Here is a 24,200-nt window from a genome sequence, read left to right on the forward strand (position 1 = left end):
GGCCAGCGCCGTGCTGCTCAGTCGGTGTCGGACGGACCCTCGCCGAGGACGTCGCCGAGGGAGGCCATCCCGGCCCCGTGGTCGGTGTACCGACGCACGGTCCGGCGGGCTGCGGCGCTCGCTGCGCCGCCCAGTGCCGGGTTGCGCCGCGCGGCGTCGGCGACGCGGCCCGCGTGCCCCGCGGTCGACAACAGGACGTTCGCGAGTGCGCGGGCGGCACCGGGCTCCGGGACCCCGGTCACCGTCCAGGCACTCCGCAGCTGCTCGTCCGGCGTGACCCCGCGGCGGGTGCCCATCCGATGCCAGTCGGACAGCGCCCCCTCGGTGCGCTCGGCGGCCCGTTCGACCTCGCCCGCACGCCGACGCTCGACCGCGCGGACGGCATCGGCCGCGGCGTCGTCCGCCCCGAGGTCACGCCCCTCGACCGCGGCGGCACGCTGCCGGGCAGCGGTGTCGTCACCGCCGGCCTCGGCGATGCGAGCGGCGTGGGCGGCGGCTGCGGCGGCGAGGATCTCGTGGCGGTCCATGCTCCGACGGTAGCCGCTCGCACCGACGGCCGTGTGCCTCCGGACACATCCCGGTCCGCGCGGCCGTGGCGTCCCGGACCCCGCGGTAGCATCGGGACCCGAGGGGGAATCATGAACCGAACCGTCGCGTCCGGCGCCACCGCTCTGGTCGTCGCCGTCGCGCTGTCCGGTTGCTCGCTGCTCGGCGGGTCCGACGGAGCGCTCCCGGCGCCCTCGGTCCCGCCGACGCCGAGCCGGACGCCGGCACCGACCGCCACAGAGACCGAGGACACGGACGCCGCGCACATCGAGGCGTCGGCGACCCCGCGCGCACCCACACCGGTCGCGACCGAGGCCGCCGTCCCCGACCCCGTACTCTCTCCGATCCCGGCCGGGACGGTCCTGACCGAGGGCGACGTCGTGTCGCCGAAGGGCAGCATCCACTTCCACTACCGGGTCGTGGCGGACGGCGACGACACCTTCACCGCGCAGTACACCGGCGTGACCTCGTCGCTCCCGGTGCCGATCGGTGTGGGGTTCTTCGAGCGGGAGCGACAGGTCGGCGACGGGCTGACCTACCCCGGCGTGGGCGACGCGGTCCTCGGCGGTCCGACCCCCGCGCCGGTGTCCGAGGACGTGCCGCTGGACGGATCGGGCGTCGATCCGTCCGGGCTCGTGACCCTGGTCGTGTCCTCGGCTGCCGACGCCGGGCAGACGGACCTGCCGATCGAGATCGCGGGTGGCAAGGTGCTCGCGGTCGCAGCTGTGCGCTGGTCGGTGCCCCAGCGGCAGACGAACGTGCACCCGGTCGACGGGGGCGCTCGGTCGAACGCCGCCGGCCCGGTCACCGCGACCACGGCCTCCGGGGCACCGCGGTCGTACACGGTCGCCCGGGACGACCTGATCGGTGACGTCGCGGCGCGCTTCGGCATCAGCGTCAAGGCGCTCGTCTGGCTCAACGCCGACGTGCAGGTGTTCGGCGACGACCAGTACCTCTACGAGGGCACGACGCTCAACCTCGACCCGCTCGCGCGCTGACGCGCGCGGCGCCGGCGCGGCGCGGGCCCATACGGCGCGGCGCGGGCCCGTCAGTTCCGCGAGGGCGACAGACCACCGTCGACGGTTCGCGGCACCCTGTCGCTCTGGCGGAACCTTCCGGCGGACGGGAGGACCAGGGCGGGCCGACCATGCGACGGACGGGAGGCGCGGTGCCAGCTGGCACCGCGCCTCCCGTCCGTCAGGGGCGTGCGTGGCTACTCGCCGCGCAGCTCCAGGTACTTCGCGATGAGCGCCTTGGTCGAGGAGTCCTGCGACGCGAGCGCGTCCTGGTCGCCGTCGACCGCCGGGGCGATCTGCAGCGCGAGCTGCTTGCCGAGCTCCACGCCCCACTGGTCGAACGAGTCGATGCCCCAGATGGTGCCCTCGGTGAACACGATGTGCTCGTAGAGGGCGATCAGCTGACCGAGGACGCTCGGGGTGAGCTCCGGCGCGAGGATGGACGTCGACGGCTTGTTGCCCGTGAAGGTGCGGGCCGCGACGATGCCCTCGTCGGTGGTGCCCTCGGCGCGGACCTCGTCGGTGGTCTTGCCGAACGCGAGTGCCTTCGTCTGCGCGAAGAAGTTGGCGAGGAACAGCGCGTGGACGTCCTGGCCCGGCTGCACGGCCTTCCCGTCGCCGGACTCGTCCTTGAGCGGACGGGCCGGCTTCGCGACGGTGATGAAGTCCGCGGGGATCAGGCGCGTGCCCTGGTGGATGAGCTGGTAGAACGCGTGCTGGCCGTTCGTGCCCGGCTCACCCCAGAAGACCTCGCCGGTGTCCGTCGTGACGGGCGAACCGTCCCAGCGGACGCGCTTGCCGTTCGACTCCATCGTGAGCTGCTGCAGGTACGCGGCGAAGCGGTGCAGGTACTGCGTGTAGGGCAGGACCGCGTGGCTCTGCGCACCGAGGAAGTTCGTGTACCAGACGTTGAGCAGACCCATCAGGACCGGGACGTTCTGCTCGAGCGGCGTGGTGCGGACGTGCTCGTCGACGGCGTGGAAGCCGGCGAGGAACTGCTGCCAGTTCTCCTTCCCGATCGCGATGACGACCGAGGTGCCGATCGCGGAGTCGACCGAGTAGCGGCCGCCCACCCAGTCCCAGAAGCCGAACGCGTTCTCGGGGTCGATGCCGAACGCGGCGACCTTGTCGAGCGCGGTCGAGACGGCGACGAAGTGCTTCGCGACGGCGTTCGACTTCTCGTCGTCGGACGCGTCGGTCAGGCCGAGACGCTCCCAGAGCCACTGCCGGGCGAGACGGGCGTTGGTCAGGGTCTCGAGGGTGCCGAAGGTCTTCGACGCGACGATGAAGAGCGTGGTCTCGGGGTCGAGGTCCGCGGTCTTCTCGTAGATGTCAGCGGGGTCGATGTTCGAGACGAAGCGCGCCTCGAGTCCCTCCTGCACGTACGGCTTGAGGGCCTCGTAGACCATGACGGGGCCGAGGTCCGAGCCACCGATGCCGATGTTCACGACCGTCTCGATGCGCTTGCCGGTGACACCGGTCCACGAGCCGTCGCGGACCTGCTCGGCGAAGGCGTAGACCTTGTCGAGCGTGGCGTGGACGTCGGCGTCGACGTCCTGGCCGTCGACCACGAGGGCGGGCTCGATGCCCTTCGGGCGTCGGAGCGCGGTGTGCAGGACCGCGCGGTCCTCGGTCACGTTGATGTGCTCGCCGGCGAGCATCGCCTCGAAGCGCTCGGCGACGCCGGTGTCCTTCGCGACCTGGAGCAGGGCGCCGAGGATCTCGTCGTCGACGAGGCCCTTCGACAGGTCGACGGTCAGGTCGGCGGCCTGGAACGTGTAGCGCTCGGCACGACCGGGGTCGCTGTCGAACCAGCCGCGCAGGTCCGGGGTGAAGCCGTCGGCGATGCCGGCGAGCGTCTTCCAGCCGTCGGTCGATGTGGGGTCGACGGGAGCGGATTCGGTCACTTCGGTCCTCCTGGGTACCTTCAAGACGTACTGGACCGCGGGTCACCGCAGCGCTGCGTCGCGGACCACGTCCGAGCGTAGTGCCGTCGGGGTGTCTCCGCGCACAGCCCGACGGCGGCCGCCCATCGGCCGAGCACCGGCCGACCCGGCGCCGCACCCGTCCGAGCGCCGCGCGCCGCGTGACTAGGGCAGGAGTGCTGCGAGGGCGTCGGCCACCGGACCGTCGGTCGCCGCCCGCCAGCCCCGCCCCGCCCACAGGTGGAGCCGGTGCGGGTCCCCGGCCGCGGCTGCCTCGCTCCGGATCGGCCGCGTCAGGTGGTGCAGGGCCGGGTACCCGAGCGGGGCGTCCGGGTGCGCACGCGTGAACGCGTTGGCGAGGCTCCGCGCGGGGCGTCCGGTGAAGGCGCGGGTCACGACCGTCCGGTCGAAGGCCCGGTCAGTGAGCGCGGCTCGGTGGGTGGCGGAGGTGCCGGCCTCGTCGGTCCGCAGCACGGCGGTGCCGACGGCGACGGCGGCCGCACCGGCGTCCAGCTGGTCGCGCACCGCGTCGGCCGTCCCGAGTCCGCCCGCCGCGACCACGGGCAGCCGCACGGCAGCGGTGACCCGGCGGACCAGGTCCTGCAGCGGCTCGGGCGCGGGCGTCGCAGCCGCGTCCAGGACCGCCGAGTGCCCGCCCGCGGCCTCCCCCTGCACGAGCAGCACGTCGACACCGCGCTCGGCGGCCGCCCGCGCCTCGGGCACGCTCGTCACGGACTGCACCGTCAGGACGTCCCGGCGGCGGAACTCGCCGACCACCGACGCAGCCGGGAGCCCGAAGGTGAACGACACGACCGGCACCGGGTCGTCGAGCAGCAGTCCGACCTTGTCCGACCACGCGTCGTCGTCCTCGTGCTTCGGGGGCAGCGGGCGCCCGGCGTCCGCCTCGAGCTCGGCGCGGTAGGCCTCGTACACGCCGTCGTCGATCGGCACGGGTGCCGGCACGAACAGGTTCACGCCGAAGGCCCCGGTGCCGCTCGACCGGACCGCGGCGACCTGTGCGGCGAGTGCGTCGGCGTCCAGGTACCCGCCGGCGAGCTGCGCGAGGTGACCCGCGCGGCCCGCGGCCGACACGAGCGCGGGCGTGCTCGGCCCGCCCGCCATCGGCGCGACGTGGACGGGTGCCGCGGCACCGAGGACACCCGGGAGGGATCGCATGCGCCCATCCTGCCCGGAGCCGGAGCCGGAGCGGAGCCGGAGCCGGAGCCGGAGCCGACCCTCGTCCGTCAGTCCGACGGCGTGAAGCGTCGCAGCCGCAGGCTGTTCGTCACCACGAACACGGACGAGAACGCCATCGCCGCACCCGCCAGCACGGGGTTCAGCAGTCCCGCCATCGCGAGCGGGATCGCCGCGACGTTGTACGCGAAGGCCCAGAAGAGGTTGCCGCGGATCGTCCGGAGCGTCGCCCGCGACAGCCGGACCGCATCCGCCACCACGGTGAGCCGACCGCTGACGACCGTGACGTCGCTCGCCGCGATCGCCGCGTCGGTCCCCGCTCCCATGGCGATGCCGAGGTCCGCCGCCGCGAGTGCCGCAGCGTCGTTCACCCCGTCGCCGACCATCGCGACGGTCCGCCCCTCGGCCTGCAGCTGCCGGACGGTCTCGAGCTTGGACGCCGGGGTTGCCCGGGCGCGCACGTCGTCGATGCCGACGCGGCCCGCGGCGGCGCGGGCGGCACCCTCGTTGTCACCGGTGAGCAGCACGGGACGCAGGCCGAGCGCGACGAAGCGTCGGACGGCCTCGGGTGCCTCGGGCTTCACGGTGTCGCCCACGACGACCGCGCCGAGCAGGGCGCCACCCCGGGCGACGAGGACCGCGGTCCCGCCGTCCGCCTCGGCAGCACCGACCTGCGTGGACAGGGCGTCGTCCACACGGACGGCCCAGGCCTCGGCCAACCACCGGGCGGCGCCGACGACGACCACCTCGCCGTCGACCACGCCCTGCACGCCGGCGCCCGGTGTCGCGGTGAACTGCTCGGCGACCGGGACGTCGAGACCGCGCTCCCGGGCGGCCCGGACGACCGCGCGGGCCACGGGGTGCTCGGAACCGTCCTCGACCGCGGCGGCCAGCGCGAGCAGTGTCGCGTCGCCGTCGGGCGCGGCACCGACCGGCAGGACCGCCGACAGGCGCATCTCCCCCGTCGTCACCGTGCCCGTCTTGTCGAGCACGATCGTGTCGACGGCACGGGTCCGTTCGAGGGCCTGCGGGCCGCCGATCAGGATGCCGAGCTGCGAACCGCGGCCCGTCCCGACGAGCAGGGCCGTGGGCGTCGCGAGCCCGAGCGCACACGGGCAGGCGATGATGAGCGTCGCGACGGCGGCGGTGAACGCGGCGGTCAGGGAACCGCCGGCGACGAGCCAGCCGACGAAGGCGATCAGGGCGAGGCCGATGACGACCGGCACGAAGACCGCCGAGACCCGGTCGGCGAGCCGCTGCACGGCGGCCTTGCCGGTCTGCGCCTCCTCCACGAGACGCCCCATCCGGGCGAGCTCGGTGTCGGCACCGACAGCGGTGACCTCGACCACGAGCCGACCGCCGACGTCGATGGTGGCGCCGGTGACACGGTCGCCCGGACGGACCTCGACGGGGACGGACTCGCCGGTGAGCATGCTGAGGTCGACGGCCGACGAGCCCTCGCGCACGATGCCGTCGCTCGGGATCCGTTCACCCGGTCGGACCACGACCACGTCGCCGACGACGAGCGAGGCGGCGGGCACGCGGGTCTCGACCGGACCGGACGGCCCGTCGCGGAGGACCGACGCGTCCTTCGCGCCGAGCTCGAGCAGCGCGCGGAGCGCCGCACCAGACCGCTGCTTCGCACGGGCCTCCATGTACCGGCCGGCGAGGATGAACACGGTCACGGCTGCGGCGACCTCGAGGTACAGGTCGCTCGCCTCGGGGTCGGACGCGAACCACGAGAACGTCATGTGCATCCCGGGGCGACCGGCGTCGCCGAGGAAGAGCGCGTACAGCGACCAGCCGAAGGCGGCGAGCACCCCGACGCTGACCAGCGTGTCCATGGTCGCGGCGCCGTGCCGGGCGTTCACCCACGCCGCCCGGTGGAACGGGAGCGCGCCCCAGACGGCGACGGGCGCGGCCAGTGCCAGGGCCGCCCACTGCCAGTTCGGGAACTGCAGGACCGGCACCATCGAGAGCAGCACCACGGGCACGGCGAGCACCGTGGAGACGACGAGCCGCTGCCGCAGGGGCGCGGCGGCGTCGTCCCGGGCAGCGTCGTCGTCCGCGTCGAGGTCGGACCCGGGCGCCGGCTGCCGCACGTGCACGGTCGCGCCGTACCCGGCAGCCTCGACGGCCGCCACCAGGGCAGCCGTGTCGACCGTCCCGGGATCGGTGACCGTGACCTGCGCCTGCTCCGTGGCGTAGTTCACCGTCGCGGAGACACCCGGCAGCTTGCCGAGCTTCCGCTCGACGCGGTTCGCGCACGAGGCGCAGGTCATCCCCGTGATGTCGAGCTCGACGACGCCGTCGCTCACCGGGTCACGACCTCGTACCCCGCCTCCGCGATCGCGGCGCGCAGGGCCTGGTCGTCGATCGGGCTGTCCGACGTGACGGTGACGGACGACGATCCGCCCGGCACCAGGTCGACGGCGACGTCCGTCACCCCGGCGAGCTCCGAGACCTCCTCGGTCACGCTCGTCACGCAGTGCTCGCAGGTCATCCCGGTCACGGCGACGGTCTCGGTGGTCATGGTTCCTCCTCGGGAGTGGTTGTGGTGTGGGTCAGGAGCGGACGAGCCGGGCGATGGCGTCGCTCGCCTCGCGCACCTTCGCGTCGGCGGCGTCGCCACCCTCGGACACGGCCTCGGCGACGCAGTGGCGCAGGTGGTCCTCGAGCAGCGACAGGGCGACCCGTTCGAGTGCGCGGTTCGCTGCCGAGATCTGGGTGAGCACGTCGATGCAGTACGTCTCGTCCTCGACCATGCGGGCGATCCCGCGGACCTGTCCCTCTGCGCGGCGCAGCCGCTTGAGCAGGTCGTCCTTGTCCTCGATGTACCCGACGTGTGCGTGCTGTGCGTTCGGCATCCGGACCTCCGTCCTCGACAACACGGTACCCCCCTGGGGTATTCCGCGCACTGGGACGCGGAGCGGGGCGCAGAGTTTCCTGAGAATTCTTCAGTGCATGGTGGGAGCGCTCGCGCCTGCGGGAGGCGGACCGCGCGACCCGACCGATCGCCGCGGTGACGCGGACCGAGCCGGGACGCACCGGACGGGAGGCCCGTGGCGACGCCGCCACGCGCCTCCCGTCCGACGCCGCTCACCACCGACGCGAGAAGCGCGCATCCCGGACAGTGCTGGCATGATGCGCGGGTGAGCACCTCGTCGACGAACGGATACCGCAGGCTGCGGTTCACCGAGAGTGACGGCACCGACTACGCGCGGATCTTCTCCGCCGAGTACAACGGCAAGGACCTCGGGACCGAGACCTACGTCACCGAGGGCACCCGCTACGAGTACACGATCGTCGGCGACGACGACGTGACCCTCCGCACCATGCGGGCCGAGGGCGGACGCCGCGGCGGGGTGATCGGCCCGCGGAACGACCACGTGGTCTTCTGGCTCACGAAGGGCCGGCTCGAGATGCACTTCGCGGACCGCACCAGGGTGATCGAGCCGGGGAGCCCGTACATCGCCTCGGCGTCCGAGGCCTACCGCTTCGAGTCGGCCGACACCGTCTACAACGGCCTGCACGTGTCCGACCCCTTCCTCCGCTCGGTCGGCGAGGAGCTCGGCTACCGCCTGCCCGAGGGACCGCTGCTGTTCGACCAGCAGGACGAGGCGATCGCACGACGCGAGCCGCTCCGTCGCCTGGTGCAGGACCTCGCACCCGCCCTGCTCGACGACCGCGTGGTGGGCTCGATGCGGACCGCGCTGAACCGGCGGCTCGCGGTGGTCGTGCTCGACACGTTCCCGATCCGCAACCGCGGCCAGGACGTCCCCGTCGCGAACCGCCTGCGCGACGCGATCCGCCACATCGAGACCCACGCGCAGGACCGGCCGTCCGTCCCCGACATCGCCGCTGCGTGCGGGCTGAGCCAGCGCGGGCTGCAGGACGTCTTCGCGAGGACGCTCGGCACCACGCCGAACCGCTTCATGCGCGACCACCGGCTCGACTGTGTCCGTCGCGAGCTCCTCCGCGCGGTCGGCGACGAGGGCGTGACCCCCGTCGCGCGGCGGTGGGGCTTCACCAACCCCGGGCGCTTCGCCGCCGCCTACCGGGAGCGCTTCGGCGAGGACCCGGCCACGACCCTCCGGGGATCGCGCGCTGCACGACCGGAGTCCGGCCGGACCTCCTGGCGGGTCCGGCGCGCCGTCGCGCACATCGTCGAGCACGCCGGCAGCGACCTGACCGTCGACGACATCGCCGACGCGGCGGGGATCCGACCGCGCCGGTTGCAGCAGCTCTTCCAGCAGGAGTGCGGGCTGTCGCCGATGGCGTACGTGCGCTCCGTGCGGGACGCTGCGTCGCGCAACACCGGAGCCGGAACCGGCGACGTCGGCTGACCCCTTCACGCACCGGGGTACACGGAGAACCGCCGTTCTGGCGCTTTCCCTGGAAGAGCGCTGAAACCGGCGGCACCCGCGTGACGAACCTCGGTGGCAGCCCGTCTCATCCGTGAACAGCAACCGCTGGGAACGAGTCCCGGCGGGCACTCGAAGGGAGCAATCAATGGCTGACACCACCAACCTCACCTCTGCCGCGACCAGCTCGACCGGCACCCACGCGTCCGGCTCGACCTCGGGCAAGACCACGATCGACGACACCGTCGTCTCGAAGGTCGCCGGCATCGCCGCCCGCGAGGTCAACGGCGTGCACTCGCTCGGCAACGGCGCTGCCCGTGCCATCGGCGCGATCCGCGACGCCATCGGCCAGCGCGACTACGGCCAGGGCGTCAAGGTCGAGGTCGGCGAGAAGCAGGTCGCTGCTGACGTGACGATCGTCGCGGAGTACCCGGTCTCGCTGCAGCAGGTCGCCGATGGTGTCCGTTCGTCGGTGGCCCGCGCCCTGCAGCAGATCGTCGGCATGGAGGTCGCCGAGGTCAACGTGACCGTTCAGGACGTCTACATCCCGGGCGACGACGACGACAACGAGGACAAGAAGGAGTCGCGCGTTGAGTAACACACTCGTCGGCGCACTGATCGGCGCCATCCTCGCCGTCGTGGCACTGCAGTTCGGGTTCTGGGGCTTCGTCCTGGTGATCGTGTTCGGTCTGATCGGTGCCCTCGTGGCCGCGATCACGACGGGCAAGATCGACCGCGGCGCCCTGACCGACGTGCTGACCGGACGCCGGAGCTCCCGGTGAGCGCCGGCCCGGGGAGCCTCCCGGTGAGCGCGGTCCCGGGCCGGGTCGAGATCACCGCCCGGGCGCTGACGGCGCTGGCCCGGGCCGTCGCAGCGGAGCGTCTCGGCGCTCCGGCGAAGCGGCTCCGGGTCGGGTTGGAGGACCACGACGGCGCGCTCGCGCTCGAGGTCACCGGCCCGATCGCCGCCGGCGGGGACGTCGTCTCCGCCGCGACGACGGCTGCTGACACGATCCGCTCCCGCGTCGGGGACCTCTCCGGCCGACGGGTGGGTCGGACCCACATCGAACTGACCGGGATCGTGCGTGAGCACGAGGGCCGGGTCCGGTAGGAGGAGCCATCATGAGCACTGAACAGCTCGAGAAGCGGCTGCGTCGTCGCAGCATCCACCGGTCCCGGTCCACCGCCCTGGCCATCACCCTGATCATCGTCGTGGTGGTCGCGGCGTGGATCGGCACCGAAGCGGTCCTGCAGGCCATCGGGCAGCGCCCGCTGCTGGCGGACCCGCAGACCGTCGCCGACACCGCCCTGCAGCCCGACGCGGCGTTCACGACCATCGCCGAGATCATCGCCGTCGTCCTGGTGATCCTCGGCATCATCCTGATCGTCCTCGCGGTGAAGCCCGGCCGGCAGCCCCGGTCCGGGATCGACCGGGACCGCGGCGCGGTCGTGATCGACACCCGCATCCTGGCCTCCACAGCAGCGAACGCCGCCGCCCTGGCAGCGGGCGTCCCCGAGTCCAACACCAGTGCCTCCGCCCGCGGCCACCACACCGAGGTGCACGTGGTGCCCCTGTCCGGCATCCCCGTCGACCGCACCCGGGTGGAGCAGGCCGTGCAGGACCGGCTCGGTCGGCTCGGCGGCAAGCACGGCCGGTCCGTGAAGGTCACCGTGGAACAGAAGGGAACCCTGGCATGACCACCACCAACCGCGGCTTCAACCGGGTCCTGCTGTTCCTGATCGGCCTGATCAGCATCATCGTCGGTGCGGTCATCGGCGCCGGTGTCCTGCAACCCGTCCGCGACGCACTCGGGCAGGTCGTGACCCTGCCGGAGCAGGTCACCGTCCCCGACATCGCCCTGTGGATCATCGCCGCCGTCTGCGCGGTGGTCATCGTCCTGGCGGTGATCGTGGTCGTCACCCGCGGCGGCGGCGGCACCAGCGTCGCCGTCCGGGAACGCTCCGGCGACGACCAGGTCACCGTGAACGTCGCCCTCGTCCGGGACGTCATCGACCACGAACTCACCGGTGTCCACGACATCGTCGCCTCGAAGGTCGACACGTACCTGGTGAAGAAGACCCGCGCGGCACGGATCAAGGTCCACGTCCGCCGCGGCGGGGACGCGGTCACCGTCCTCGACGCCGTCGACCACGCCCTGACCACCCTGGACCACACCCTCGGCCGGCAGATCCCGGTCCTGGTCCACCTCACCGGCGGCACCCGCACCGCACTGGCACGCACCACCCGCGTCCAGTAAGGAAACAGCACCAGCACCAGCACCGCAAGCGGGCCGGACGAGGCGACCAGTGCCTCCCGGCCGACACCACCGGGCGACAGCCCACGAGCGAGAAGGGAACCCACCATGGGACTCGACGACAAGATCAAGAACGCTGCCCAGGACCTGACCGGCAAGGCCAAGGAGGCCTTCGGCAACGCGACGAACAACGACGAGAAGGTCGCGGAGGGCAAGAAGGACCAGGCCGCTGCGAGCGCCAAGCAGACCGGCGAGGACGTCAAGGACGTCTTCAAGAAGTAGCGGACCACGGCCGTCGCCCCCGACGGGGGCGACGGCCGTCCTGTTCACGAGGAGGAAGCCATGCAGCACGATCCGAACGCCCGGACGCAGATCACCGAGGTCGACCTGCCGTCCGAGCTGACCACTCCGCTCCCCGAGGATGCCGGGCCCCTGGTGGTCGCCGCCCGCACCGCGGCGGAGACGGCGCTCGGCGTGCCGGGCGTCCACCACCTGGGCGGGCTCGTCGCCCGAGCCGCCGACCGCGTGCGTTCGCAGCTCGGTCGCACCGCCGGGGCCCCCGGCGTCCAGGTCGACGACAACGACGGCACGCTCGACGTGACCGTCTCCGTGGTCGTCAGCTACCCGCACCCGGTGCTCGAGGTCGCTGACGAGGTCCGCCGTCAGGTGGCCGCGGCGGTGTCGCAGCTCGGCGCGGGACAGCCCACCACCGTCGACGTGCGCGTCCTCGACGTGCACGGTCCCTTCGACGACGAGCCGACCCCGGTCGACAAGGCCCGGGAGGCCGTCGGTGACGCCGTCGACCGCACGAAGGAGGCCGTCTCCGGCGCCGCTGAGAATGTCCGCGACGGAGCCGCCGATGTCGCCGAGCGGGCACGCGACGCCGCGCGCGACGCCGCCGACGCCTCGCGGGAGGCCGCCGGCCGTGCTCGGGACGCTGCCGGTGACGCCGTCGACCGCGCCCGGGAGACCGCCGCCGACCTGGGTGACCGGGCGTCCGACGCGATCGACACCGCCCGCGAGAAGACCGCGGACGCCGTCGACACCGCGCGGGAGAAGACCGCCGACGCCGTCGACGCAGCGCGGGAGACCGCATCCGACGCGGCCGAGCGCGCCGCGGAGAAGTCCTCGGATGCCGGAGACTCGGCGAAGGAAGCGGTGAGCGCAGCGAAGGAGGCCGCGGAGGACGCCTCGCAGGAGATCCGGGACCGTGCATCGAGTGCCGCCGCAGCGGCGACCGACGCCGCAGCGGACGCCGGTGCCGCGGCCTCGGACGCGGCCGACGCGGCTGCGGAGGCGACGAAGGACGGCGCGGCCTCCTCGGCACACGGCGAGGCGACCGACGCCGCTGACGCGTCCGGGGCCGCCGGGACGTCCGACACCGCTGGGACGTCCGACACCGCCGACACGGACGAGCGCGTCGCCGCCGCCCTCGACGAGGCGGCCGACCGCATCGAGCACGCCGCCGACGTCGTCCGCGACGAGGCCGACGCCCACCACGACGGCACCGCCACGCACCGCAGCGACGACGGCGAGGGCGACGCCGAGGCACGGCGATGACCACCGCGTGGGCGGGACGACGGGGCTCGACCGCTCGTCGTCCCCGTCCGCGCGGCGTCTGGATCGCCTCGGGCATCGGCATCGTGCTGGTGCTCGCCGTGGCCCTCGGCGCGTACCTCCCGCTGGTCGGGTTCCTCGGCGGGGTGACCGCCACCACCGCCGGACTCGTCCCGTTCCCGTTCATCCGGATCACCCTCGTCACGCTGCTCGGCGTGGTGGTCGTCCTCGCACTGCTGCTCTGGGCGCTGACCCGGCGGCACACGGTCACGTCGGTCCTCGCGATCGTCCTCGCCGTCCTGGTCAGCCTCGCGGTCACCGCCTACCCCGTCGTGACGATCGCCATCGCCTCGGCGGACCGTGCCGGTGACGTCTGGCCGATCATCACCGATCTCTGGCAGCGCTTCACCGGCTGACCCACACTGCAGAGCACCACAGTCCCACGACGGACCCGCGACCCGAACGCGGGTCCGTCGTGTCCCTCCTGCGTCCGTGCGCCCGGCGACGACCACGTCCGACACGCCCGGCCGGCCGGACGACGGGGTCGGTTCGTCAGGATCGGGCTCCGTCCGACATCCTCGTGGTGAAGGGGGTGACCGTGGACGGAGACGACGATCGGACGCTCGTGGAGCGGATGGCCCGGGGCGACCGCTCCGCACTCGCGACGGCGTTCGACCGCCACGCTGCTGCGCTGACCCGCGGCGCCTGGGCGCTGGCGGCGACGCCGGACGCCGCGCGGGCGCTCGTGCAGGACGCCTTCCTGCAGCTCTGGGACCGCGCGGCCGACGTCCGGCTCGCGTCGGCGTCGTTGCTGCCGTGGCTGCTCGCCGTGTGCGCCGGGCGCGCGTCCGGTGCCCTGCCCGGCGATCCGCTCCGGTTCGTGCGCGCGGACCTGGCCGACGCCTCGAGCGACGACCGTGCACTCTGCGAGCGGTGCGTCGTTCACCGCCGCTCCTACGCCCAGGCAGCCGACGAGCTCGGACTCCTCACGTCGGCCCCCGGCCGTGCGACCCGTCCGGGCCGCGGATCGCGGGAGGCGGTGACGCGTGATGGACTCTGAGCCGCCCCGGGGGGACGACCTCCAGCGTCTGCTGGTCACGATGAAGCAGGACGTCCTCGCCCGCGCCGTCCCACGACGCAGGCTGCGTCGTCGTCGGGTCGGGATCGCGATCGGCGTCGTCGTCGCACTGCTGCTCGGCGCCGCCGGCGGCAGCGTCGCGCTCGGGCTGATCCCCGGCCCGGACACGCAGCCGACCGTACCGACGACCTCCCCCACGGCCGACCCGTCGCCGAGCCAGACGCCGGACCGCGCGCCGGTCGTCGACAGCCCCCGGCCGACCCTGACGCCGACCCCGACCTCCACCCGCCGTCCTTTCGCGCTCGACGACCCGGGGACGTGGACGATCTCCGGTACCGAGGTCGGGCCGATCGCGGTCGAGGGCGACTACTCCGCCGAGACCGACGACCTCGCCGCCGCCTTCGTCCACGACCCCGCGTGCTCCGCCGTGTGGAAGCTCCGCGGATCGGACGTCCCACCACGGGAGCAGCCGACGCTGTTCATCGTGCAGGACGACGCGGGCCGGATCGCCGGCGTGGACATCTCGGGATCGTCCTCCCGAGCGGCTCCGACGACCGCCGAGGGGCTCGGGCTCGGCAGCTCGCTCGACGAGCTCCGCGCGGCCTACCCGGATCTCCGGTACGCCGTCTCCGGCACGGACGACCCCGATCCCGCAGACGGAAACCCCTACGGTGTCTGGACCACGAGCATCAACGGTGTCCACGTCAGCTTCTCCGTGACGTCGACCGAGCCCGTCAGGGACATCTGGGTGAGCGCAGACTCGGCGACCCCGCCGCCGGAGTTCTGCGGGTGACACGGTCGTGCGCTGGTCAGTGTCCGGTGCGCGACCCGGTCCGGAGTCGCCGGAGCCCCTCGTCGATCGAGACCGTCGGGGTCCAGCGGAGGTCGGCCCGTGTCCGCCGCTGGTCGAACCAGTGCGCCGTCGACAGCTGCTCGGCGAGGAACCGCGTCATCGGCGGCTCGTCCGCACCGGGGCGCACCCGCCACACCGCCTCGACGACCGAGCCCGCCGCCCGGGCGAGCGCCGCGGGGACGTGCAGCCGCGGTGCCGGGACCCCGGACGCCGTGCAGATCCCCGCCAGGAGCTCCCCCACGGGCCGGGGTTCGCCGTTCGTCACGACGTAGGCGTTGCCGTGCACGGCGTCGTCGGCCGCGTGCTCGAGCGCGGCGACCATCGCCGACGCGGCATTGTCGACGTAGAGGGTGTCGATGAGCGCCGCGCCCGAGTCGAGGAGCGGCAACCGCCCGGTGCGTGCGCGGTCGACGATGCGACCGACCAACTGCGTGTCCCCCGGCCCCCACACCAGGTGCGGGCGGACCGCGACGACCGCGAAGCCCGGCTCGTCCGCCGCGAGCGCCAGCAGTTCGGCGGCAGCCTTCGTGCGCGCGTAGTGCCCGCGCGCAGCGGTCGGCTCGGCGGGGTCGGCGGCGGCACCCGCCAGCGACGACCCGGTGTGTGCCACGGACGGCGACGACACGAAGACGAAGCGGCCGACCCCGGCAGCACGCGCGGCGTCGAGCAGCGCGCTCGTCCCGGCGACGTTGACGCGGGCGAAGTCGACCGGGTCACCCGCGAGCGACACCTTCGCCGCCAGGTGCACCACGGCCTCCACGCCGTCGACCGCACGCGCGACCGCCGCGGTGTCGGTCATCGTGCCGAGGGCGTCCTCGGCCCCGCCGACCCCGGAGGGTCGGCGTTGGAACGTCCGCACGTCGTGCCCGGCGTCGCGCACGGCGGCGGCGGTCGCCCGGCCGAGGAACCCGCTGGCGCCGGTGACCAGGACCCTCACGGGCGGACCATCCGACCGCCGCCGAGCACCGTCGACGCCCACCGCGACAGCCGTGCGCGATCGACCTTCGAGTTGTGCCGGATGTCCGTCGGCAGGACCGGGACGACGAGCACCGCGGCGAGCGGGACCCCTGCGGCCGAACGGACCGCGGTGGCGAGGTCGGCAGACGCGAGCCCCGGACGTCGTGCCGCGGGGACGGTCTCGACGACGGCGACGACCTGCTGGGTGCCCGCCGGACCGATCCCGGCGATGCCCGCCCGACCGACCCCGTCGACCCGCTCGATCCGCTGCTCGGGCCCGACCGGGGTGACGACGCCGTCCGGGGTCGTCACGACGTGCTGCAACCGACCCTCGATCCACAGTCGTCCGTCGGCGTCGAGGTGCCCGACGTCGCCGGTGCGGTGCCCACGCGGATCGTCGACCCCGAGCCGGGACACCCGGTCGGTGCGCCAGAGCCGGTCGTACCGGTCGCGGACGTGCGGTGCGGCGACGACGACCTCGCCGGTGGTCCCCGCCTGGTCCGTCGAGGCACCGGTCGGCTGGCCGTCGTCGTCGAGCGGCGCGATGCGCACCCGCACACCGGCTGCCGGTCGCCCGACGCAGATGCCGTCGTCCGGAGCGGCGGCGGCCCACCGCACGCCGTCCAGGTCGACGTCGGTCACGAGCAGCCCCTCGGTCATGCCGTAGGGGGTGTGCGCCGCCGCGTTCGGCATGAGGTCGGTCGCCGACGCGAGGAGCGCCGCGGACACCGGCGCGCCCGCGGACAGGAACAGGCGCACCCGCGCGAGCGACTCCCGGTCGGTGGTCGTCAAGGCGGAGGCCGTCGCCACGACGTTCGCGAGCGCCGCGGGCGAGAGGAACACCACGGTCGCATCGACCGCCGCGACCGCGGCGGCGACCGCCCGTGCCGTCAGCGTGCGCGGCGCGGTGACGTCCATGTCCGGTGCGACCGACCGGGCGCCGAGGGCGGGGCCGAGCAGGGCGAACGGCGCGAAGCCCGCGACGAGTCCGGTACCGACACCGACGCCGTACTGCGCCGCGAGGACGTCCCGCACCGCGGCGAGCTGGCCGTGCGTGTACACGACGCCCTTCGCCGGCCCGGTGGAGCCCGAGGTGAACAGGACGGCGGCGGGAGCGTCCGACGAGGGCGCCGCGGGCAGCTCCGCACCGCCCGCGAGTCGACGGGCACCCCGTCGGGCGACCTCGACCAGGGTGTGCTCCACCCCGAGGGCCCTCCGTGCGGCCGCCGGCAGCGTGACCGTCGCGATCCGCCGTCCCGGCCAGCCCAGCGCGCGAGCGGCGGCCAGGCCCGGCAGGGCGCCGATCACCCAGTCCGGTCGGGCACCGCGGACGGCGCGGGTCAGGCCGCGGAGACCGAGCCCGGCATCCGCCACGACGACGACCGCTCCGATGCGCACGCAGGCGTACAGGACGGCCGTCAGGTCGGCACCGGGCGTGACGAGCAGGGAAACCCGGTCGCCGGGGCGGACGCCGAGGTCCGCGAGTCCGGCGGCGACCTCGCGGACCCGACGGGCGAGCAGCCGCCACGAGACCGTGCGGGGGCCACCGGCGGTCGCCATCTCGACGAGCGCGGGCTCGTCGCTGTCGCGCAGGTCGTCGAGCGCGGCCCACAGCGGGCGGTGGCCGGGACCCGGGTCGAGCGACGCGTCTCGAGCCGCATCGCCCGAGACCGGTCGGGCACCGCGAGACGCGGCTGCGTCGGCAGGGGCACCGGCCTGGAGGCTCGGCTCGCCACCGTCGGGCGCGTGGCCCTCCGGCAGGCGGTCGCCCAGCCAGTCGAGGACGGTCCCCGCGACGTCGGCGTCGTCCGGCAGCAGGTGGCCGGCGCCCTCGAAGCGGTGCACGTCGGCGTGCGGCACCCGGTCGGCCAGGTCGTCGAGGTACCGCTCCAGGAACACCGGGTCGCGCGGCCCCCACATCACGAGCGCCGGGACCTCGAGCGCCGCGACACCGGCGGCGATGCGGTCGAGCTCGGCGGCGCTCGGGTGCGTGGCGTCGACGGGGATGTCCGCCACGAACCCACCGATCCCGCCACGACGGGCAGCGCCGCGGTACGGCGCCCGGTAGGCGTCGGCGACGGACCGGTCGAGCGCCGGGTGCGCGATGGCGAGCGTCGTCTCGAGGAACGCCGGGGTCAGCACCGTCCCGCGTCCGAGCACGCCGGGCCGCAGGGCGAGCCGCAGCGGAGCGGGGATCGGGGCGTCGTCGGGCTGGTGCACGGCCGTGTTGCACGTCGCCACGCCCACCACGAGGTCGGGGTGGTCGACCGCCCAGCCGAGCGAGACGACACCGCCCCAGTCGTGCCCGAGGGTGACGACGGGTCCGGTGAGCCCGAGCTCGTCGGTCAGGGCACCGAGGTCGCGGACACGGTCGGCCAGACGGTGCTGGTCGGCGGTCCGCTCCGAGAAGCCCATGTCGAGCTGGTCGACCGCGATCACGCGCCAGGCCGGACCCCCGGCCCGGGCGGCGTCGAGCGTCCGCGCGGCGACGGACCGCCAGAGGTAGGACCACGTGGGGTTGCCGTGCACGCAGAGCAGGGTGCCGACCGGCGTGACGCCGAGGTCCTCGAGCTGACCGGCCGTGTCGAGGAGGTGCCAGGTGCGCGCGGGGCGAGCCGCGCCTCCCGGCCGACCGTCCGTCGACGCGGGGACCGTGACCAGGCGGGACCAGGCCGGGTCGAGTCCGGGCAGGGGCGGCGGGAGCGTCGCCGGAGCCGTGCTCGCGGCGACGCGCGGGAGGCCGGACCTCACCAGCGCAGTTCCATCATCGCCGTGTTGATGCCGGAGCCGACGCCGCCGAGGAAGACGCGGTCGCCGCGGGTGATGCCGCCGCGGTCGACCTCGTCGGCCAGGGTGATCGGGATCGACGCCGGACCGACGTTGCCGTAGCGCTGGTAGGTGGTCGGGACCTTGGTTCGCGGGATGCCGATGGCCTCGACGAACGCGTTCGTGTGCACGTCGGAGACCTGGTGCAGGACGTAGCGGTCCATGTCGGCCCAGTCGAAGTGCGCGCGTGCCTCGTTCCAGGCGGCGACGACGAGCTCCATGCCGCCCTTGAGCAGCATCTTCGCGTCCGTGAACATGCCGTCCACGCTGCCGACGCACAGGTCGTACCACTGCGTCGCCGCACGGGTGACGCCACCGATGATGCGGTGGCCCTCGGGGTGGACGTCGGACGGGCCGAGCACGGCGGCCGCGGCACCCGAACCGAGGGTCAGGCTCGCGAACTCGCTCATGAAGTCCTTGCGGTTCCGGCCGCCCTGGTTCAGGCGGTCGATCGTGTTGAGCTGCACCTGGTCGGCGTCCTCGCCGTCCACGATGAGCGCGTACTTGATCTGGCCGGAGTCGATCATGCCCGCGGCGACGCTCATCGCGTTGACGAACCCGAGGCACGCGTTCGCGATGTCGAAGTTGATCGCCGACGTCGGCAGCCCGAGCCCGTGGTGCAGGCGGACGGCGACGCTCGGCTCGAGGTGCGGGCGCGTGACGGACGTGTTGATGAGCAGGCCGACGTCCTCCGGGCGGATGCCGGCCTCGGCCATGGCGCGGCGGCCGGCGTCGATCGCGGCGTCCTGGAAGGTCTGGTCCTCGCCCCAGTTGCGGCGCTCGGTGACCCCGGCGACCCGCTCGAGGAGACCGGTCGGGAGCCGGAGCCGACGCAGGGCCCCGCGGAGCCGCGCCTCGATGTCCGCGGACGTCGTCACGCGGTCCGCGACGGTCGTCGCGACCGACAGGAGCGACACGTTCTGGTGCTTCGCCGTGGCGTTGCCGGGGCGCTCCGGTTCGCTGCTCGTCGACTGGTCGACCGGTCGTTCCGTCATGATCGTCACCGACACATACTTCCGCATCTGACCTGGGTACGCGATCCGGGTGCGCTGGGCGGCACCGGTCAGGCGTCCTTGGGCAGCTTGCGGACCTTCGAGCGACGGCGGCGGCGGTCCGGGATCATCGACCGCATCTCCTCGAGCTTGCCGAAGCAGAGCAGGCGGTCGCTGGCCTGCAGTTCGACACCGCTGCGGGGGTTCGGGATCACCGAGGCGCCGCGGTGCAGGGTCAGGACCGTGATGTCCCGGTCCCAGAGCCCGGACTCCTTGATCGTCTTGCCCACCAGGTCGGCGTTCGTGTGCACGAGGAGCTCGGCGACGCCGTAGCCGGTCGAGACGCTGAGGCGCTGGCGGACGTCGATCTCCGGGAACGCGACCTGGTTGCCGATGAAGTCGATGATCGCGCCGGCGACGTCGAGACCGGTCGCACGTTCGATGCCCTCGAGGCCCGGGGACGAGTTGACCTCCATCACGAGCGGCCCGTCGTTGCCCTCGAGCATGTCGACGCCCGCGACGCGGAGGCCCATGATCTGCGCCGAGCGCACCGCCGCCTCCTCGTACTCCGGGCTGAGGGTGACCTTCTCGACCGTGCCGCCGCGGTGCACGTTCGAGCGGAACTCGTCGCCCGACGCGCTGCGCCGCATCGCGGCCACCACCCGGTCCCCCACGACGAGTGCGCGGATGTCGCGGCCCCGGCTCTCCGAGATGAACGCCTGGATGAGCACGTTCTGCTTCGTGGAGTGCAGGGTCTCGACGATCGACTCGGCGACCTTCGCCTCGGGAGCGAGGATCACGCCGATGCCCTGCGTCCCCTCGAGGAGCTTGATGACGACCGGCGCCCCGCCGACGCTGTCGATCGCACCGCGGACGTCCGCGCGGCTGTTCACGAAGGTGGTCGCCGGCATGCCGATGTGGTGCCGGGACAGGATCTGGTTCGCCCGGAGCTTGTCACGGGAGTTCGTGATCCCCGTGGCCGTGTTCGGCGTGTAGACGTCCATCTGTTCGAACTGCCGGACCACCGCCGTGCCGTAGTAGGTGATCGAGTTGCCGATGCGCGGGAGCACGGCGTCGTAGTCGCTGAGCAGCTTGCCCCGGTACAGCAGGTCGGGCTCGTCGCCGGACAGGTCGATGGCGAAGCGCAGGGTGTTCAGCACCTTGACCTCGTGCCCACGGTCGACCGCGGCGGCACGCAGACGCTGCGTCGAGTACGCGTGCGGGGCGCGCGACAGGATGGCGAGTTTCATCGGGGTTGCTCCACGGGGTCGAGACGTCGACGGCGACGCTCAATCAAAGCATGCGACAGGATGGGCACATGGCCCGGAACCCGACGATCGCAGGATGGCGCGAGTGGGCTGCCCTGCCCGGGCTGGACCTGCCCTGGATCAAGGTGAAGCTCGACACCGGGGCGCGGAGCTCGGCACTGCACGCGTTCGACCTCGAGGAGCTGCCGGGCGACCGGGTGCGCTTCTCGGTGCACCCGTGGCAGGACACCGACGCCGACGCCGTCACGCACGAGTGCGACGTGCACGACCGGCGGATCGTCCGGAGCTCGACGGGGCACACGCAGGAGCGCATCGTCGTGCTGACGCCGATCACGCTCGCGGGCCGCACGATCGATGCCGAGGTCACGCTGAGCAACCGCGACCAGATGGGCTTCCGGATGCTCGTCGGCCGCGAGGCGCTGCGCCAGGGGTTCCTGGTCGACCCCGCCCGGTCGTTCATGGCGGGGCGGGCACCGAAGGAGATCCGGCGGCGCAACCGCGGTCGCGCCTGAGGCGCGGCGCTCGGCCGTAGCGCGGGGCGCGGCGCGCGGCCGTGGCGCTGGACGCGGCGCGCGGTGCTCTCGCACAACGGAAGGCATTCCGCGCCACATCGTTCCGTGGCGCGACGCGCTTCCGGTTGTACTCGTCTCCGGTCGTGCTCGCCGACCACCGAAGACCTGAGTGCGCGTCACGCCCGGCTACGCGGATGACGCTCCGTGACGAGGGCCGTTCCCCCGCGACGGAGACGTGCCTACGCTCCACGCACCGGCCCGCTCGCCGGTGACCCGGACCCGAGGAGACCGACGTGACCGACCAGACCATCGCCCGCCAGGTGGACGACTTCAACCAGGGCTTCACCGCCCAGATCGGCCCGGAACTGTCCGCGGTCTTCGACGGCGAGCAGGCCGACCTGCGCGCCTCGGGGGTGCCCGACGGTGTCGTCGGTGCCGGCGAGACCGCCCCGGACGCCCGCCTGGTCACCCCGGCGGGCGAGGAGACCTCGCTCGCGGCGGTCCGCGGCTCCACCCCGACCGTCGTCGTCTTCTACCGCGGCGCCTGGTGCCCCTACTGCAACATCACCCTGCGCACGTACCAGCAGGAACTCCTGCCGGCCCTGCAGGAGCGCGGGGTGCAGCTCGTCGCCGTGTCCCCGCAGACGCGGGAGGCCGTCGAGCAGTCGATCGCGAACGGCGAGCTCGCCTTCCCCGTGCTCACCGACCCGGGGAACGTGCTCGCCGGGCGCTTCGGCATCGTCACGGAGCCGAGCGCCGCTGCGCGGGCGGCGCACACGCAGCTCGGCTTCGACGTCGCGGACAGCAACGCCGACGACACCGCCGCCATCCCGTTCCCGTCGGTCTTCGTGATCGACGCGGACGGCGTGGTCCGCTTCGCCGACGTGCACGTCGACTACACGACCCGCACCGAGGTCGCGGACGTGCTGACCGCGGTCGACGACCTGGTGGTCCCCGCGCGCTGAGCGACCGGCTCGCAGCCGTCACGGACCGGACGGGAGGCGCGGCGCAGGTGACGGACGTCCGTCACCCGCACCGCGCCTCCCGTCCGCGTCGTGGCCCGACCGTCAGGGCAGTCCTGGCCCGACCGTCAGGGCAGGAGTGCGGTCGCGACCGCGCGAGCGCTCGTGGAGTCCGCAGCTGGGTCGCGCAGGCGCATCGCCAGCGACCCGGAGACGACGAGCAGCAGCTGTTCGGCGAGCGCGGGGGCACGGTCACCGACGAGCGGACGCGCGGTCTCCGTCAGACGACGGCGCAGAGTGTCGGTCTCGCGCTGGAGGACGGCGCGCAGGTCCTCCGGAGCGTCGACGTACTCGGCCGCTGTGCCGAGGAACGCGCACCAGCGGGAGCCCGCCGGGGTGGACCGGTACTGGTCGAGGGCGTCGAACACGGCGAGCACCCGGCCGCGGTCGTCCGTCGCCCGCTCGAGCGCCCGGTCCCAGGTCGCGACCCAGTCCTCGTGGCGTCGGTCGAGTGCCGCGGCGACGAGGGCCTCCTTGCTCGGGTACCCGCGGTAGAGCGTCGCCGACGACACCCTCGCGCGCTCGAGCACGGCGTCGATCGGCGTCGCCGCGATGCCCCGTGTGAAGAAGAGCTCCTCGGCAGCGTCGAGCACCCGCTGCTCGGTTCCTGGACGCATCGCCATGCCGCCAGCCTAGGGTCACAGAAGTGAAACGATCGTTTTCATCAAGGACCCGGCTCCTGGTGCTCGGTGGGCTCGGACTCGTCGCCGCGACCTACGGGCTGGTGCGCCTGGCGTACGGACTGTTCCTGCCGGACGTGCAGCGCGACCTCGGCTTCGGGGCGGACGTCGGCGGTGCGGTGTCCTCGGGCGCTTCGGCCCTGTACTGCGTCGGCGCCGTCGCGGGGTTCCTCCTCGCGGGCCGGGCCGCCCGGTGGCTCGTCGTCACCGCTGCGCTCACGGCAGGCGTGGGCGCGATCGTGATGGCTGCGAGCCTGACGACCCCGGTGTACGGGACGTCCGCCGTCGTGGCGTCCACCGGGGCGGGGCTGGCGTCGCCGGCGATGGTGCAGCTGGTCGCCGGCCGTGTCGACGGCGCGCTGCGTGACCGGGCACAGGCGGTCGTGAACTCCGGCACGGGGCCGGGGCTCGTCGCCGCCGGGGTGCTCGCGCTCGTGCTGCTGCCGGACTGGCGGACCGCCTGGACCGTCGCCGGGATCGCGACGCTGCTGGTCGGGGCCGTGGTGTTCCTCGCGGCGGGGACGACCGGGCGCGCGGTCACGTCCGGGCGTGCTCCGCGAGCCGTGCTGCCCGACCGCTCGTGGTTCGGTGCGCAGGTCGTGCCGGTCGTGGTCGCCCTGCTCTTCGGCGCGGGCTCGGCGGTGGTCTGGACGTACGGCCGCTCGGCGCTCGTCGGCGCGGGCGTGCCGAGTGCACTGACCGTCGTCGCGTGGGTCGTGCTCGGTGTCGGCGGGGCCTCGGTGGCGGTGACGGCCCGGTGGACGAGCGGGGTGCCCGCCGCTCGGACGTGGTCGCTGACGACGACGCTCGCGGCCGTCGCGGTCCTCGCGCTCGGGCTGCTGCCCCACCTCGTCGTGGCCGCCCTGATGGCGTGTGCGGTGTTCGGGTGGGCCTACACCGCAGCGACCGGCGCACTCATCGCGTGGACGACCGAGACCGACCAGCAGCACGCGGCCGCGGGCACCGCGCTGCTCTTCGTGGTGCTCGTCGCCGGGCAGGCGCTCGGGGCGGCGGCCGCCGGTGCGCTGGTCGAGCCGGCGGGCACGGAGGCGACGTTCACGATTGCAGCGGCCGTGGTGGCGATCGCCGCCGCTGTCCCGCTGCTGGTCGCCCGCCGGGGCCTGCGATCGGCGGTGCCCACCCGGTAGCGTTGCC

26 protein-coding genes are annotated in these 24,200 nt (G+C 73.7%); 15 read left to right on the top strand and 11 right to left on the bottom strand.

Features of this window, described 5'->3' with window-relative positions; all coding sequences use genetic code 11:
* Nucleotides 1–17 precede the first annotated feature (17 nt).
* Nucleotides 18–527, bottom strand: a complete 510-nt coding sequence (locus tag LCG91_RS13115) for a hypothetical protein (protein ID WP_224441645.1) — start codon at nucleotides 525–527, stop codon at nucleotides 18–20.
* Nucleotides 528–638: 111 nt separating this feature from the next.
* Between LCG91_RS13115 and LCG91_RS13120 the strand changes: the two genes are divergently transcribed.
* A complete protein-coding gene (locus tag LCG91_RS13120) occupies nucleotides 639–1,544 on the top strand; it encodes a LysM domain-containing protein (protein WP_224441646.1) in 906 nt (301 codons plus the stop codon).
* 215 nt (nucleotides 1,545–1,759) lie between these two features.
* On the opposite strand, the gene pgi is transcribed toward LCG91_RS13120, so the two are convergent.
* The 5 genes from pgi to LCG91_RS13145 all read right to left on the bottom strand — a co-directional run bounded on the left by pgi (nucleotide 1,760) and on the right by LCG91_RS13145 (nucleotide 7,548).
* Nucleotides 1,760–3,469 carry a glucose-6-phosphate isomerase gene (gene pgi / locus LCG91_RS13125; protein ID WP_224441647.1) on the bottom strand — a complete coding sequence of 570 codons (1,710 nt, stop codon included), beginning with the start codon at nucleotides 3,467–3,469 and terminating at the stop codon, nucleotides 1,760–1,762.
* 183 nt (nucleotides 3,470–3,652) lie between these two features.
* Nucleotides 3,653–4,663, bottom strand: coding sequence for a nitronate monooxygenase (locus LCG91_RS13130; RefSeq protein ID WP_224441648.1), 1,011 nt, complete (start codon nucleotides 4,661–4,663; stop codon nucleotides 3,653–3,655).
* Nucleotides 4,664–4,731: 68 nt separating this feature from the next.
* Nucleotides 4,732–6,999, bottom strand: coding sequence for a heavy metal translocating P-type ATPase (locus tag LCG91_RS13135; protein WP_224441649.1), 2,268 nt, complete (start codon nucleotides 6,997–6,999; stop codon nucleotides 4,732–4,734).
* A complete protein-coding gene (locus LCG91_RS13140) occupies nucleotides 6,996–7,214 on the bottom strand; it encodes a heavy-metal-associated domain-containing protein (RefSeq protein ID WP_058750401.1) in 219 nt (72 codons plus the stop codon). The genes LCG91_RS13135 and LCG91_RS13140 overlap by 4 nt, the downstream gene beginning before the upstream one ends.
* Nucleotides 7,215–7,245: 31 nt before the next feature.
* Entirely contained in the window at nucleotides 7,246–7,548 is a 303-nt protein-coding gene (locus LCG91_RS13145) for a metal-sensitive transcriptional regulator (RefSeq protein ID WP_058750402.1), read from the bottom strand.
* Between the two features lie 285 nt (nucleotides 7,549–7,833).
* Here LCG91_RS13145 and LCG91_RS13150 point away from each other — a divergent pair, with 285 nt between their 5' ends.
* From LCG91_RS13150 to LCG91_RS13200, 11 genes are all read left to right on the top strand, one after another.
* The gene (locus tag LCG91_RS13150) at nucleotides 7,834–9,027 is read left to right on the top strand and encodes a helix-turn-helix domain-containing protein (protein ID WP_224441650.1); all 1,194 of its coding nucleotides are present in this window, start codon (nucleotides 7,834–7,836) and stop codon (nucleotides 9,025–9,027) included.
* A gap of 166 nt (nucleotides 9,028–9,193) precedes the next feature.
* Nucleotides 9,194–9,643 carry an Asp23/Gls24 family envelope stress response protein gene (locus tag LCG91_RS13155; RefSeq protein WP_058750404.1) on the top strand — a complete coding sequence of 150 codons (450 nt, stop codon included), beginning with the start codon at nucleotides 9,194–9,196 and terminating at the stop codon, nucleotides 9,641–9,643.
* Nucleotides 9,636–9,827, top strand: coding sequence for a DUF2273 domain-containing protein (locus tag LCG91_RS13160; RefSeq protein ID WP_058728059.1), 192 nt, complete (start codon nucleotides 9,636–9,638; stop codon nucleotides 9,825–9,827). The genes LCG91_RS13155 and LCG91_RS13160 overlap by 8 nt, the downstream gene beginning before the upstream one ends.
* Before the next feature lie 23 nt (nucleotides 9,828–9,850).
* Entirely contained in the window at nucleotides 9,851–10,156 is a 306-nt protein-coding gene (locus tag LCG91_RS13165; protein ID WP_152998895.1) for a hypothetical protein, read from the top strand.
* A gap of 11 nt (nucleotides 10,157–10,167) precedes the next feature.
* Nucleotides 10,168–10,743, top strand: a complete 576-nt coding sequence (locus LCG91_RS13170) for a DUF6286 domain-containing protein (RefSeq protein ID WP_224441651.1) — start codon at nucleotides 10,168–10,170, stop codon at nucleotides 10,741–10,743.
* Entirely contained in the window at nucleotides 10,740–11,303 is a 564-nt protein-coding gene (locus LCG91_RS13175; RefSeq protein ID WP_224441652.1) for a hypothetical protein, read from the top strand. The genes LCG91_RS13170 and LCG91_RS13175 overlap by 4 nt, the downstream gene beginning before the upstream one ends.
* Nucleotides 11,304–11,408: 105 nt before the next feature.
* A complete protein-coding gene (locus LCG91_RS13180) occupies nucleotides 11,409–11,582 on the top strand; it encodes a CsbD family protein (protein WP_224441653.1) in 174 nt (57 codons plus the stop codon).
* Nucleotides 11,583–11,642: 60 nt separating this feature from the next.
* Nucleotides 11,643–12,860: an Asp23/Gls24 family envelope stress response protein gene (locus tag LCG91_RS13185; RefSeq protein WP_224441654.1), complete on the top strand. Its 1,218-nt coding sequence runs from the start codon at nucleotides 11,643–11,645 to the stop codon at nucleotides 12,858–12,860.
* Nucleotides 12,857–13,273, top strand: coding sequence for an MFS transporter permease (locus LCG91_RS13190; RefSeq protein ID WP_224441655.1), 417 nt, complete (start codon nucleotides 12,857–12,859; stop codon nucleotides 13,271–13,273). The genes LCG91_RS13185 and LCG91_RS13190 overlap by 4 nt, the downstream gene beginning before the upstream one ends.
* A 182-nt stretch (nucleotides 13,274–13,455) precedes the next feature.
* On the top strand, nucleotides 13,456–13,917 hold the full coding sequence (locus tag LCG91_RS13195; RefSeq protein ID WP_224441656.1) for an RNA polymerase sigma factor: 462 nt from the start codon (nucleotides 13,456–13,458) through the stop codon (nucleotides 13,915–13,917).
* A 40-nt stretch (nucleotides 13,918–13,957) separates the two neighbouring features.
* On the top strand, nucleotides 13,958–14,728 hold the full coding sequence (locus LCG91_RS13200) for a hypothetical protein (protein WP_224441657.1): 771 nt from the start codon (nucleotides 13,958–13,960) through the stop codon (nucleotides 14,726–14,728).
* 16 nt (nucleotides 14,729–14,744) lie between these two features.
* Here the strand turns inward: LCG91_RS13200 and LCG91_RS13205 are convergent, their stop codons facing one another.
* From LCG91_RS13205 to rimK, 4 genes are all read right to left on the bottom strand, one after another.
* Nucleotides 14,745–15,725, bottom strand: a complete 981-nt coding sequence (locus LCG91_RS13205) for an NAD-dependent epimerase/dehydratase family protein (protein WP_224441658.1) — start codon at nucleotides 15,723–15,725, stop codon at nucleotides 14,745–14,747.
* Nucleotides 15,722–18,496 carry an alpha/beta fold hydrolase gene (locus tag LCG91_RS13210; RefSeq protein ID WP_224441659.1) on the bottom strand — a complete coding sequence of 925 codons (2,775 nt, stop codon included), beginning with the start codon at nucleotides 18,494–18,496 and terminating at the stop codon, nucleotides 15,722–15,724. Before LCG91_RS13210 ends, LCG91_RS13205 begins: the two co-directional genes overlap by 4 nt.
* Nucleotides 18,493–19,566: a 3-oxoacyl-ACP synthase III gene (locus tag LCG91_RS13215; RefSeq protein ID WP_058727342.1), complete on the bottom strand. Its 1,074-nt coding sequence runs from the start codon at nucleotides 19,564–19,566 to the stop codon at nucleotides 18,493–18,495. Before LCG91_RS13215 ends, LCG91_RS13210 begins: the two co-directional genes overlap by 4 nt.
* Nucleotides 19,567–19,634: 68 nt before the next feature.
* The gene (gene rimK / locus LCG91_RS13220; protein WP_058727301.1) at nucleotides 19,635–20,813 is read right to left on the bottom strand and encodes a 30S ribosomal protein S6--L-glutamate ligase; all 1,179 of its coding nucleotides are present in this window, start codon (nucleotides 20,811–20,813) and stop codon (nucleotides 19,635–19,637) included.
* 68 nt (nucleotides 20,814–20,881) lie between these two features.
* On the opposite strand from rimK, the gene LCG91_RS13225 reads away from it, so the two are divergent.
* Together LCG91_RS13225 and LCG91_RS13230 are read left to right on the top strand one after the other, a co-directional pair.
* Nucleotides 20,882–21,343 carry an ATP-dependent zinc protease gene (locus LCG91_RS13225; protein ID WP_066656091.1) on the top strand — a complete coding sequence of 154 codons (462 nt, stop codon included), beginning with the start codon at nucleotides 20,882–20,884 and terminating at the stop codon, nucleotides 21,341–21,343.
* A gap of 293 nt (nucleotides 21,344–21,636) precedes the next feature.
* A complete protein-coding gene (locus tag LCG91_RS13230) occupies nucleotides 21,637–22,308 on the top strand; it encodes a peroxiredoxin-like family protein (protein WP_224441660.1) in 672 nt (223 codons plus the stop codon).
* 125 nt (nucleotides 22,309–22,433) lie between these two features.
* Here the strand turns inward: LCG91_RS13230 and LCG91_RS13235 are convergent, their stop codons facing one another.
* Complete coding sequence (locus tag LCG91_RS13235; RefSeq protein ID WP_224441661.1) at nucleotides 22,434–22,988, bottom strand: TetR/AcrR family transcriptional regulator; 555 nt, start codon at nucleotides 22,986–22,988, stop codon at nucleotides 22,434–22,436.
* Nucleotides 22,989–23,011: 23 nt separating this feature from the next.
* Here LCG91_RS13235 and LCG91_RS13240 point away from each other — a divergent pair, with 23 nt between their 5' ends.
* A complete protein-coding gene (locus tag LCG91_RS13240; RefSeq protein ID WP_224441662.1) occupies nucleotides 23,012–24,193 on the top strand; it encodes an MFS transporter in 1,182 nt (393 codons plus the stop codon).
* Nucleotides 24,194–24,200: the final 7 nt, after the last annotated feature.

This window comes from Curtobacterium sp. TXMA1, assembly GCF_020162095.1.
Taxonomy (GTDB): Bacteria; Actinomycetota; Actinomycetes; order Actinomycetales; family Microbacteriaceae; genus Curtobacterium.